Origin of the sequence: Streptomyces sp. Je 1-369, assembly GCF_026810505.1 — a bacterium.
Taxonomy (GTDB): Bacteria; Actinomycetota; Actinomycetes; order Streptomycetales; family Streptomycetaceae; genus Streptomyces.
In genome coordinates this window covers 765,240-778,387 of sequence record NZ_CP101750.1, presented here as the reverse complement: position 1 = coordinate 778,387, position 13,148 = coordinate 765,240, and the positions used below count along the sequence as shown (strand labels likewise).

The window sequence follows — 13,148 nt, the reverse complement described above, 5'->3', positions numbered from 1 at the left end:
CGTTACTGGTTCACTGGCAGGAGACACCAACGCCGGGGTCGTAGACGCCTTGGTGCCAAAGCGCGGTGATCACTCAGCACTGCCGCTCGTCTCGAGGCAGTCAGTGACCGGGCCTCGGGTGCCAGGCGCTGATCCGCCCGCTCTGCCTTTACCACACGAGGGCCCCGATTGTTCGTCCGCGCGTTCGCCTATGGGGATGGCACTAGTCGCCCAGGCGGCAGTTCGAACCGCAAGCGCATGGACGTGCCGACGACCCGGTAGCCGGCGAGGCCAGGGGCGCTGAACGGGTTGGGGAGAGGGGTGATGCGTCGGTGGGTGCTGTCGAGGACATGGGAGACGTAGACGATGGTGTACATCTCGTCCGGGCGGAGGTGACTTGCTCGTTCGACTTCGGACTCGCCAAGTTCGAACTCGCCCCGATCGCCGCTCGAGGCCTTCACCTCGTACAGGAGGGTGCGATCCCCGTCGTGGATGAGGAAGTCGTAGCCGAGGCTGTCGTCGCCCGAGCCGTCAGCGAAGACGTACTGGCGCAGCCCGGACTTCCAGGATTGCTCGCGAGGGACGCCGAACTGCCGCTCCAACCAGGCGGCCACAGCCACCTCTCCTGCGAGGCCAACGGCCCTGTCCTTCTGGGTGTCCCGGGGAACGGCCCGGTATCCCCCGCCGCGGCTGGCGTCCCCGGAGGTGGTTCGTTGTCTCGGCAGCGCGGGTGCCGACGGTGTGCCGGGCTCTGGGGAGGCGGCGAGTTGGTCGGGGGTGAGGTCGGCGGCGATCCGTCGAGCGAGATCGCGCAGGTCCTCTGGGCCGACCGGGAGCGCGCGGCCGTTGAGGAAAATCGACGGGCTCGGGGTGGTGGAGAGAGGTGTGCCGTCCCTGGGTGGTGTCGGTGTGAGCGGCGGGGGGGGCGTTCAGGCCCAGGTCGGCCGTCCGATCCGTCGCGGGCATACCCTCGGGCCAGTGGCCGTGGGTCTGAAGCCAGGCGATCAGCTTACGGACGCCGATCGGTTCGAAGTCGAGTAGGCCTTCGGCGTCCATCGCCGACGCGACTTCGGTGGCCGACGGCAGCGAGAGACCCTCGCGGCCCTGACGGTGGAGCCATGCCTCCATCCGGGCGCGCAGGCGGGGAAGGAGCGTGTGGACGGTGTCGACGCACTCCTCGTGGATCTCGGCCACCGGAAACTGCGGTTGCGATCGGGCCGGTGCCGCAGGCAGGCGGGTGGCGGCCCATGTCTCGGCGTGGGAGTCGAGCCGGTCGGGGGTGAGATCCCAGTGGGCGAGCCCCCAGCGGGGGTCTGGCTCCAGGCCGGGAAGCGACCTCAGCCGGACGTACTCCGTGAGGGGAGCGCCCGCCTTGTACGTCGTCACGTACGCGTCACGGACGCGGTCGGCCAGTTGGCCCCGGTTCTGCTGCAACCAGGCCTGGAACTGCCGTTGGTGGGTCTCCGAGTTGTCTACGGTCGGCAGGTCCAGCGTCTCCCAAGCCCGGTTGGCCTCGGACAGGGGCACTCCCAGGGCGGACAGCTTGCGCTGCCAGTCATTGTCGTCCACGAGTCCCAGGAGGTGATCAGCGCGGTCGAGATCGAGCTGGGACACGAGCCAGTCGTGGAGCTCTTTGCGGTCGTGGAGGTCTTCCTGTCCGCGCCGCAGTTCGTCGGCGAGGTCGGGGGCGACGCAGGCGAGCAGGGGGACGAGGCGGGCGCTGCCAGAGCGGATCGAGGCACGGTCGGCCAGGACGGCCTCCAGCCGCTGCGCTGGGACGCCAACCACGGCGGCGATGTCGGAGTCGGTGACGTCAGCGACGGAGCGGCCACGGCGCTCCAGTTCGATGAGTGCCAGCCGTACCGATGTGGCCAGGTACGAGGCGCCGGCCAAGGTGCTCAGGGCGGCGGAGGCGGTCTGGAGCACGTGCCAGTCGGAAGAGCCTGGTGCGCACACGATCACGACGCAGGGTTCCTCCTCGACGTGCAGGAGTGAGCGGTCGTCGCCGGGGTCGTCGAGGGTGTGTCCGGCTATGTGTGTGATGGCGGTCTGGGCGGACACCGCACTGCAGGTTTCCAACCGTCGTCGTACATGATGTGCCGTGGGGGCCTCGGGGCGGATGGAGCGATCGTCGTCGAATTCGACCAGCGCGGCCAGGAGGGTGTGCAGCCAGGGTCCGGCCAGGGTGAGCAATGGTGCGCGGGGGGCGTCAGCGATCGGCAGCAGGTCCACGCGGATGTCGACCTCTGCCTCGCTAGTTCCACGGACCGAGTGGTGTCCTTGTGCCGCCAGGTGGGCGTGGACGCGTTGGCCCAGCGCCCGGTCGTCGATGGGGAGGACGGGCACGGGCACCTGGTTGAGCAGCCTGCGGTTCTGGGTCCCTGCCACGTCGGGCACGTAGACCGGTTCGGTCTCGCGGCCGGTCGGGAAGGTGTCCAGAGTCCCGGTCCGGCTCACGAGGAGGTCGGGCAGGTCTCCGAGGTGACGGCCGGTTCCGGTCTCGTGCAGGGGCAGCAGATCAGACCAGGCCTGTTCGTAGGCCCTGCCGAGCAGATGCCCGAGGCGGCCCTGCCGGAGCCGCGGCATCCGGCGCAGCAGGGCGGGCAGGTGGCGCAGCCGCTCGCCAGCGGTCTCCGCGCTGTCCCAACGGCGTACTCCGAGCAGGCGCAGGCGCTTGAGGACGCGATCCGACTGCCGTCGGCGCAGCGCGGCGGAGGCGACGGAGAGGAAGGCGGGTGGCGCCTCTGCGGCAGCCCACCACCACGCCTGGCCGGCCGTGGTGAAGGCAGGGGCGTCCTCGTCGTCGCCCGTCTGGGGAATCCATGGCGCCTGGCTCAGGAAAGCCGCAAGAGGGGTGGGCCACGGTGTGCCCTGCCGGTCGGAGCCGCCCGCGAAGTGGAACTCAAGGGCGTTGGTGTGCCAGGTGTCCAGGCCGTGGACGATTAGTTCTGCGTAGAGTCGGCGGCTCTCTTCGTCGAACGCGGCGTACTCCCGTTGGCCGGGGAGCATGGCCACCTTCTTGCCGGTAGGGCGGTACTCGACGGTCTGGTACCGGACGCTGCGCCGGTTGGGCCAGCGCTCAGCGGTCGACCGCCACTGGGCCAGCTCGTCCGAGTTCAGGCTCAGTGCCCACAGTCTGGGAAAGACGTACGGGTGGTTGAGGAACTGCCCCTTCACGACCTGGGACGTTGCGGCGTAGGTCGGTAGCAGGCCATGGCGGACGCCCTGCTGATCGAGGAAGCGCCGCAGGGTCTGAGTGTCGGTCCGGGTGTCGGCGCAGATCTCCTGAGGGGGACGGACGACCCGGTCTGCGGCGGCTACCAGAGCCGTGGAAACCCCCTCGGTGTGATCGAGGAAGCGGGTCAGCGTCCGGTCGATCCCGCTGTGCGCGCCGGTCCAGCCGTCTCCGAACATGGCCTCGGTTGCGGGGACCCAGCCTTTGCGGCCTGGCACCAGAAGTCCCGTGATCACGGGTCCCTTGCCGTTCCGGTCCAGGGATGACGCCCACAGGGCGCAGGCGAACAGGAGGTGCTCGCGCAGGGCTTCGTCGTCGTCACGGTTCTCGCGCATCGCTTCGCCCAGCATGTCCAAGAGGGCTTGCGGACGGTAGTCACGCACCAGTCCCTGTTCCTCCAGCCAGGTGCGGCCGCGGGACCGCCGACTTGTCTTTCTTCCCATCCAGGCGATCTCCGCGTGGACGAAGGAGATGCTGTTCGCGAGTCCGGCCGGAAGGCCGGGCAGCGCTGCCCATGAACCGTCAGTGCCGCGGAAGAACAGTCCGGGACCTCCGGCCGGAGCCAGCTTCCCCTCGGCTGTGAGGACGATCTTTCTGCCCGTCAGCACCTCGCCGGTGCGGGGGAAGCAGAGCGAGAGGTCGTGGTAATAGTCCGCCCACTTCCCTGCGTCGAAATCCCGCTGGGCGTGGGCCGAAGCGACGCTCTCCGCCCAACCGGCGAGCACGGTGGCAGGCGGAAGGAGACTCAGTCCACGAGCCTCCCCCAGCGCGGTCAGCCGCGCGGCGCGCCGGGGATGGAGCTGTGGGTCGATGACATGCCGGACCCCGGCGGCTGCCACGGCCTCCGGTGTGAACACGCGAGCCTGGTCGGGGCCGCGCCACAGATAGCCGTAGCGGTACGAGGCGCGCGCGCCCGCGGGGTGCAGTACCGGCATGAACGGTACGTCGTCGAACTCACGGTCCTGTGCCTTGAAGGCCAGTTCCAGGCGCCGAACCTGGTCGTGCTCCCAGCACATCAGGTCGATGAGAGAGCCTGCGGGCAGCGCGACACGTCCCTCGTCGACCAGTACGGTCGCCTGTGCGCAGGCCTCGGCCGCGGTGTCGAGTAGCAGGTCGTTCCACTGCGTGGACTCCGCCATGGTGCGTCGGCCCACGTCCGTGTGGAAAGGGGCGTTGACGAACCCGCTTACCGGACAGGTCCGTTGTGCCCCCATGGGCAAGAACGTGTAGAGCCTGCCGCGCTCCAGAGGCTTGCCCGCGGGCACCGCCACGCTGACCACGGCCGAGTCGCCCAGTGCCTGCCAGCCGTCCTTCAACGGTCCCGATCCCAGGCCGGCGGCGATGGCCTCGTGTGCGCGCTCACTGTCCACGGCGGCCGTCACCATGATCAGGCGAGTGCGACGGCGCAGTGTGATCTGCTGGATCTTCAGGTCGCGAGAGGCGAAGAGGGTGTCCACTTTGCGCGTGTAGAGGCTGGGGCGCCCCCGGCCGCCCACTCGGTGTGTCACGGCCACCTTGCCGAGGCGCTCCAGAAAGAGTTCAAACGGCGCCCCGTCATCGGTCAGTTCGCGCAGCTGGCGCACCGCTTCCAGCCTCGCCTCGGCGGACCGCAGCGGGAGCCGGACCACAGTCACCAGCCCCCGCCGACGGAAGGACGCCACTGTGGCCGGGACGTCGTCCACCGGCACCGGGACCTTCAACGACGACAGGTTCGAGCGCAATTGGCCGGCGGCCTCCGGGCGGCCGGGCGCAACCTGGTCCGCCAACCAGTCGAAGTCGTCGTCCCGAGCGAAGCGGAAGCAGAACCCGTCGAAGGCCTTGGATGCGGAATCCCTGACGCTGTACATCTCCGGGGCGGAGGTGAGCTGAAGCACGCTCTTGAAGCCGACACCCTTGTGGCCGATGCCCTCATCGGGTCGCTTGCTCGACAGGCCGATGCTGCACAGCGCCTCGAAGTTCTTGTACCCGAGGGGCCTTCCTCCGTTCGCTACATAGAGGACGCCGTGTTCGCCCTCGTCCTCGTCGAGGACGACCTCGACGAGGCCGTCGGAGTGCCGGGCGAGGTGCGCGTCATGGGCGTTCTGAAGGAGCTCGACCAGTACGCGCCCCTTGTACTCGGGCGAGAGCATCTGCTCGGCGACTTCTTTGAGTTCCAGAGCGGCGCGGCGTCCGCGCTTCAAGTCGGCGAGACACCCTTCGGCCTCCATGACCGCCGTCGACACGACGCGCTTGCGCCTGGCTGAGCCGCCGGAACCCGTGGACCGCCTCGCTCGCCACTGCCCGTCGGTCACTGTTCCCCCTGGAGCCCTCTGAAGTTACTGGTGTCGACGATAGGGGTGACCGCTGACATTCGGATGCGCAACCCGAGGCGCCGACGAGGGCTAATTACCGCGCTGGTCGGTACGAGCCGCCCTCGAAGACCTCCTTTTCCGCCCGATCCACGAGGGTGTCGTTACATCCTCAAGCACGTCCCGCCGAGCGCTCGAATCGCCATCCGCTCCGCCTGCTACTTGGAGAGGTGAGAGCGCCTTCTATCGTCTAAGCGGTCTTGGCGACGTCACCGTAGCTTCCCCGGCGAGGGCCCGTCTCACCGAGGTCTGGAGCAGGTCGTCCGACATATGGGATGCGGTTACCGACTCGTGGGTGTATATCGGTTGAATCCATGCTGGCGTGCTGTGAGGGGCACGGGGGGTTGGGTGCGGGCACTGGGGCGACTGTGCTGCCAGTCCGGACTGGTGAAGGAACAGGAGCACGTGTGCACGTCGCGACCAGCAAGGTATGGGCCCAACAGATCGTCTTCGGCAACAATGCGGTGCGCCAACTACTGGTGCCGTCAGACACTTTGGATGTGGTGGAGGTTGCCACCGGACTGGAGGTGGCCAGCGTCCAGGGCCGATGGCCGGCGATACGAGCCGGAGGCAGCGAGCCTGAGCAGCTGACGGCTGTCATCCCCACCGTCAAATCAGGCGGGCGTGTGGGCTGGGTCGGCGACACGGCACTTCGCTCGCCGCAGACGGTGCTGGCGTCGTTCATCGACGGCATCGGGTTCCGCGACCACGCCGAAGCGCACGCGCTGCGGCGTCCCCAGATCGGTGCCCTGCACTCGGTGATCGGCTACTGGGCCTCGGGGGTGACCGCTCCAGGAATCGTCGTGATGCCCACCGGAACGGGTAAAACGGAGACAATGCTTGCGCTGCTCGTGGCCGCCCGACCCGAGCGGCTGCTCGTGCTGGTGCCGACCGCAACACTGCGTGATCAAATTGCGGCGAAGTTTGAGTCGCTCGGCATCCTGCACACACACCAGATTGTCACTCCGGGCGTGATGCGGCCCGTGGTGGGAAAACTCCAGCACGGGTTCCACTACGCCGCCGACGCTGAGGCATTCGCCTCTGCCTGCAACGTGGTGGTCGCGACCCCGCACGCTCTTCAGGCCTGCGAGCCGGAGTCTCGCCACGCGTTCCTGGCCGCGTTCAGTCACCTGGTGGTTGACGAGGCTCATCACGCGCCGGCGCCCACCTGGTCGCGCGTGGTCGATGCCTTCGCCGACCGGCGTGTCCTGCTGTTCACCGCCACTCCATTCAGAGAGGACGGGCGTCCTGTGCCCGGGCGGGCCATCTTTCGGTTCCCGTTGCGGGAGGCTCAACGGGATGGGTACTTCACTCCGATCAACTACCGAGCCGTGCTCAGTCTGGAGGACACTGACCGAGAGCTAGCGAAGCTGGCGGTTGGACGGCTGCGCGCGGACCGGGCTGCTGGGCTGGATCACATTGTGATGGTGCGGGCGAGGAGTATCGCGCGGGCCAAAGAGCTAGCTGAGCTATATCAGGCAATCGCGCCGGACCTGAATCCGGTGGTTCTGCACGAGAAGGTGGCGGCCAGAGCACGGCGTGCGGCGTTGGCCGCTCTGGAAGATCGGTCGTGCCGGATCGTGGTCTGCGTCGACATGCTCGGTGAAGGCTTCGACTTGCCGGCCCTGAAGATCGCCGCACTGCACGACGTGAAGAAGAGCCTGAGCCCGATGATCCAGTTCATCGGGCGGTTCACTCGGTCCACTTCCGCGGGCTCGACGATCGGGACAGCCTCCGTGTTTGTGGCCCGTGATCCGTCGGTAGCACTGTCGCCGCTGCGTGAACTGCTGCGCGAGGACGCTGACTGGGACACAATCATGCACGACATCACCGAACGTGCCACGGCGAGCGTGGAGGAGCTCAGCGACTTCGAGGCGTCCTTCACCGATGCCCCGGAAGAGGTGTCGGTCACGGTGCTGGAACCCAAGATGAGCGCTATCGCTCACCGTGCTCCCAGCCACACCTGGACTCCCGAGCGGGCCTTGGAGGTCTACGGCGAAGGACGGGTTCTGGACAGTACCATCGCGGTCAACACCACCTCCACCGTCGCCTGGTTCGTCGTGGAGAACCGCAGCGAAGTCCGCTGGGGCGCCCCGCAAGCCCTTGAGCAGGTCACGTACGAGCTGGTCGTCATGTACTTCAGCCGAATCCAAGGCCTGCTCTACATCCATGGATCGAACAACACCGGTGACTACCGGGAACTCGCACAGGCCGTCCTGGGCTTGGACTCCCGGCTGGTCACCGGTATGCCGACCTTCCGGGTGCTTGGTCACATGGAGCGCTTGATCCCCACCAATGTGGGCCTGCTGGATTCACGGGACCACTTCAACCGGTTCTCCATGCATGTGGGAAGCGATGTCTACGAGGCGCTTTCCACCGCCGACCGGCAGGGCAAGAGTCAGACCCACATCGCCGCCTCCGGATTCCGCAACGGGGAGAAGACCACCATCAGCGCCGCCTTGTCGGGACGGTTCTGGTCAATGCAGACCGCCCCCAATCTCAAGGCCTGGACCGACTGGTGTGACGAGCAGGGGGCCAAGCTCACCGACGCCAGCATCGACCTGGCCAGCGTCATGGACGGGTTCATCTTCCCGGAGGACCTCACCGAACGTCCCGAGGGCGTACTCATCGCTGCCGAATGGCCCTGGCCGCTGTTCACCGGCAACGGGCCCGGCCCGCAGATCACCTTCGCCGGCACCACCTACCCCGCCGTCGATGTCCCACTCCAGGTGGCAGACCACTCCACTACCGGCCCCTTCCGGATCCGCCTGACCACTCCTGCCTGGCATATCGGCTACAGCGCAGAATTCACCGACAACGGGCTGACCTACAGCCCCGACGCGTTGGACGGACATGTCCGCTCGGGAATCCACGAGTATTCGCTTGAGGAATGGATCAACCGGAACAAGCCCACCCTGTTCCTGGCAGGCGACAAGATGATCACCGCCGAGGATCGACTGCTTGCCCCTCGCAAAGACCTCGACCCCTTCGACCGCAGACGACTGACCATCCTCAACTGGGCCGGAGTGGACATCAAGAAGGAGTCACAGACCCCCACGCGTGAACCTGACTCCATCCAGGCCTACATCTCCGCCCACCTGCAACAGTCGCAGGAGTTCGACGTCCTCATCGACGACGACCGCGCTCGCCAAGCAGCCGACCTGGTCGGAATGAAGATCAACGGTGACGAACTCGTCGTCACCCTGGTGCACTGCAAGTACTCGTCCGAACCGACCCCCGGTGGCCGGGTGGCTGACTTGTACGAACTGTGCGGGCAGGCTGTCCGTGGCGCGAAGTGGCGGCAAGACCACCTGGGCCCGCTCCTGAACCATCTGGACCGACGCGCCAGAAGCTTCCGGGCCCGCACCGGAGTCTCACCCTTCGAAGTCGGCAGCATCGAGGAGCTCTACCAGGTCCGGGAACTTGCCCCGCAGTTGCGGCCTCGCGTCCATACTGTGCTCGCCCAGCCCGGGCTGTCCGCATCTGCGTGCACCGAGGAACACCTGCGGCTGCTGGCCGGCGCCGAGACCTACGTCCACGCCCTCACCCGCGGGACGTTCACCGTGTACTGCAGCGCCTGAACGCATGCAACGGGCCGACACCCTTGTCGCATCCGCACGAGCATGACCGGGCAGCCCCACCAACTGCCACTGCAGCCGCCCGCCACGCGGTGGCTTGTGTGTGCGGATCCCATGCCCCGGGCTGGGTAGGCAGTCCGGTCCACGCCGACTTCATCACCCGGCTTCTCGCGCGGGATCGATGACAGACGCTGATCAGCAATGATCGAAATGGACGCAACCCGTCACATCGCTGACCACTTGAGCCAAGTAGGCATCTCTGTCCCTTCCATATCAGATACTGCTCTGACTCTCGGTAGTCGCACGCGTATGCCGTCCCGGGAGCGGGGTTGGGGACGATGTCGGGAGTGAGATGCAGCTGACGCATGCCGAAGTGATCAACTTTCGTGCCCTGGAGAGGGTGGACGTCCGGGTTGATCCGAAGGCCACCCTCATCGTCGGGCGCAACAACAGCGGCAAGACGTCTTTCGTCAATCTCTTCGAGAAGTTTTTCGGTGAGGAGGACACGAGGTTCGTCCTGGAGGACTTCTCCACTTGCCGTATCGCCGACATCGAGCAGGCGCGGCAGATCTTCGGCGAGGCGCAGGCACATGCCGGCCGTGGAGACTCCGAGACGAGCGAGGACCTGCTGGCCAAGGCCTACGACCTCGTCCCAGCCATCCGGTTGGTCCTCACCATCGAGTACGCGGAAGACGACGACCTCGCTCCGCTCACGGGTGTGATCCTCGACCTGGACGACACCTGCTTCGAGGTCAAGATCGAGGCGGCACTTGAAGTTGCTCGCCCAAACGACTTCCTCAAGGACTTCTGGTCGGCCAGCCAGCGGGAGCAGTTCGATCGCATCAAGTGGCTGCGAAAGAACTTCTCGGACTACTTTGCCCCGGCTTATCGCGCGGTCAGTCCCTTGGACGAGGACGTCCGCAAGGAGATCAAGCGCGGTGCCGCCGAGTCCATCCTGTCGGTCAAGTTCGTCTACGCGCAGACCAAGATGGATGACACACCGAGCGACAAGGCCCGCACGTTGTCGAAGACGTTCGAGGCCTACTACAAGGTCAACAGTGGGCAGGAGGACCGTCATCAGAGCATCGAGCAGATCGAGACCGCATTGGCGTCCGCCTCGCAGCAGCTCGACGACAACTACGCCACGCTATTCGACCCGATCTTCGAGGACCTGCGTACCTTCGGGGTGGGCACGATCACTCCGGTCCAGAAGCCCCGCATCGTCTCCCTCATCGAGGCCTCCGGCATTCTCCGCGGCAGTACCCGTATCCAGTATCCGTCCGGGGATGACGACTTCCATCTGCCCGAAGGTCACAACGGGCTGGGCTACAGCAAGCTGATCTTTACGATCCTGCAGGTCATCAGCTTTCACCAGACCTACGAGCGCACCACGCCCAAGCCTGCGCTGCAGGTGCTGTTCATCGAGGAGCCCGAGGCCCATCTGCATCCCCAGATGCAGGAGACGTTCATCAAGAACATCCAGGACTTCATCGACCGTAAGACGGGCTGGAAGGTGCAGGTGGTCATCACCACGCACTCCTCTCACATCGTCGCCAGCAGTGGCTTCCACACAGTGCGCTACTTCGACCGTTCCGAGCCGCAGCTCACGGTCAAGGACCTCTCGACCTTCGAGGCCAATGTGAAGGCCACTCCGCAGGGTGACGAGACCCTGCGCTTCCTGCGCCAGTACATGGTCTTGCACCGGTGTGACATGTTCTTCGCCGACAAGGTGATCCTGATCGAGGGCACCGCGGAACGGCTGATCCTTCCGGAGATGGTCCGGCGGTGTGCCAAGGAGCTGCTGCACCAGTACGTATCGGTCATCGAGGTCGGCGACGCCTACGCCGTCCGGTTCCGGGAGCTGCTCGCCTTCCTGAACGTCAAGACCCTGATCATCACCGACATCGACTCCGTGTGCCCCAAGCACCGCAAAGCCTGCCCACCCGGCCAGGGGCAGACGGTCACCTCGAATACGACGCTCAAGACCTGGCTGCCCGCAAAGTCCAGCATCGCCGAGCTCCTCGCCACCGACCCGGCTGACAAGGAGCAAGGACACGTCCGCGTCGCCTACCAGATCCCGGAGACAGATTCGGGAGCCTGCGCGCGGAGCTTCGAGGACGCCTTCATCATCGCCAACGCAGAACCCCTCGTACGCGACTTCCGTCAACTCGCCTTGAAGGCAGCCTTCGTCAAAGAGGTCGGCGCTGACCCCACCACCGACGACATCGAAGCCAAGGCCTACGACATCGCACAGCAACTCAGCGACCACAAAACAGACTTCGCCTTCGACGTCATGCTCCTGGAGGACTGGGCCGTTCCCCGCTACATCGCCGAAGGACTGCAGTGGCTCGCCTAGACACGCTCGAAGCCGTCGCCACCGAACTGGAAGCCCGTCGCAGCTTCCTCGTCGAAGCAGGGGCCGGCGCCGGCAAGACGACCACCCTGGTACGCGCCCTGCAGCACCTCCTGACCCACCGCCGTGCAGACCTGGAAGCACACGGTCGCCGGATCGCCTGCATCACCTACACCAACGTCGCCAAGAAGAAGATCCACGAACGCATCGCCGCAGATCCGCTCGTAGATGTCGGCACCATCCACGAATTCCTGTGGAGCGTCATCCAGCCGTACCAGCATGAGCTCTGGCAGCAGATCCTCGACTACAACAAGGACCTGTCCAAACCGGAAGACCTTGATGACGTCACCGACCCTCCCGCCATCGAGTATTCCGACCGCGGGCGCAGGCTGCACGAGGGGCGCATCTCCCACGACGACGTCATCGCGCTGTCGCTGCGTCTCGTCACGGCTCACCCCAAACTCGTACGCATCATCACCAGCAAGTACCCGGTCATCTTTGTTGACGAGTACCAGGACACCTCGCCCAAGACGATCCAGCTACTGCTGGATCACCTGGCAGGCGCAGGCAGTGAGAGATGTGTGGTCGGTCTCTTCGGCGACTCCATGCAGAAGATCTACGAGTCGGGCGTCGGAGCGGTGAAACGAACCGGTCTCCTCACTGAGATCACCAAGCACGAGAACTTCCGGTGCTCGCCTCCGGTCGTCGAGGTGCTCAACCGGATGCGTCCCGAGCTCACCCAGGACGCCGTCGGCAAGCAGCAGACCGGCGAGGTCCACTTGTTCCTCAACGGCAGCATCCCGGCCGGCCCTGAGCGACTCACCGCCGCCGAGGCAGTCCTCGCCCGGAACGGCTGGACCCGGGAGAACTCCAAGTACCTGCTGCTCACCCACCGAGGGATAGCTGGCACCCTGGAGTACGCCAACCTCCTGGAGCAGTACCGAAAGCTGGGCCGCTACGGTCCCGACGACCTCATGGCACGCAACGAGCCGTACATCCAGTACCTCACCCGCGTCGAGGCCGTAAGCACCGCGTTCCACAACAGTGACTTCGCCGGGCTGACCGACCTGCTGGACGAGGGACGGACACGGATCACCCGTCACGCCCACAAACGCGCCATCAGTGACGCGATCCGTGTACTCGACGCCGTACGCACGACCGGAACCATCGGCGACGTGCTCGACCGGATGGCCGACGGCCTTCTCCTAGCCCTGCCGGGAAAACTCAAGGACCTCGAACGCCGCAGAACCGCAACGGACCTGGACGAGCGCGACCAGCGGCGAGCGGACTTCTCCAACAACCTCCGCACCGTGCCCTACCGGGAAGTCATCAGCGTCACGAACTTCATCGACGAACTCACCCCGTTCTCGACCCAGCACGGCGTCAAAGGCGACGAATTCGAGAACGTCTTGGTGGTGGTCGACGACCGCGCGTGGAACAGGTACAGCATCGGCAAAATGCTTGCCGGCACCGACAAACCCGACCGGACAGAACGGTCACGCAACCTGTTCTACGTGTGCTGTTCTCGAGCCCAGCGTGGCCTGGCTGTCGTGTTCGTCGACGATCTCCCAGACGGGGCGGAATCCACACTCCACAAGTGGTTCGCCTCAGGAACCATCCATCCATAAGAGAACGGTCCAAAGCCTCCATCAGAC

General features: G+C 65.9%; 5 protein-coding genes. 3 read left to right on the top strand and 2 right to left on the bottom strand.

The features are described from left to right. Positions 1 to 188: 188 nt before the first annotated feature. Together NOO62_RS03495 and NOO62_RS03490 are read right to left on the bottom strand one after the other, a co-directional pair. Positions 189 to 593 (bottom strand): protein NO VEIN domain-containing protein, encoded by a 405-nt coding sequence (locus NOO62_RS03495; RefSeq protein WP_268769407.1) that lies wholly within the window; start codon positions 591 to 593, stop codon positions 189 to 191. After that, positions 511 to 5,436 (bottom strand): sacsin N-terminal ATP-binding-like domain-containing protein, encoded by a 4,926-nt coding sequence (locus NOO62_RS03490; protein WP_268769406.1) that lies wholly within the window; start codon positions 5,434 to 5,436, stop codon positions 511 to 513. The genes NOO62_RS03495 and NOO62_RS03490 overlap by 83 nt, the downstream gene beginning before the upstream one ends. Positions 5,437 to 5,969: 533 nt before the next feature. Between NOO62_RS03490 and NOO62_RS03485 the strand changes: the two genes are divergently transcribed. The 3 genes from NOO62_RS03485 to NOO62_RS03475 all read left to right on the top strand — a co-directional run bounded on the left by NOO62_RS03485 (position 5,970) and on the right by NOO62_RS03475 (position 13,121). Continuing rightward, entirely contained in the window at positions 5,970 to 9,143 is a 3,174-nt protein-coding gene (locus tag NOO62_RS03485) for a DEAD/DEAH box helicase (RefSeq protein ID WP_268769405.1), read from the top strand. 349 nt (positions 9,144 to 9,492) lie between these two features. Further along, positions 9,493 to 11,496: an ATP-dependent nuclease gene (locus NOO62_RS03480; RefSeq protein WP_268769404.1), complete on the top strand. Its 2,004-nt coding sequence runs from the start codon at positions 9,493 to 9,495 to the stop codon at positions 11,494 to 11,496. Beyond that, a complete protein-coding gene (locus NOO62_RS03475) occupies positions 11,484 to 13,121 on the top strand; it encodes an ATP-dependent helicase (protein WP_268769403.1) in 1,638 nt (545 codons plus the stop codon). The genes NOO62_RS03480 and NOO62_RS03475 overlap by 13 nt, the downstream gene beginning before the upstream one ends. The last annotated feature ends 27 nt before the right edge of the window (positions 13,122 to 13,148 follow it).

What these genes read in the sequence shown, in the direction of transcription:
- NOO62_RS03480 (WP_268769404.1), top strand. Translation starts at nt 9,493, where the DNA reads ATGCAGCTGACGCATGCCGAAGTGATCAACTTTCGTGCCCTGGAGAGG.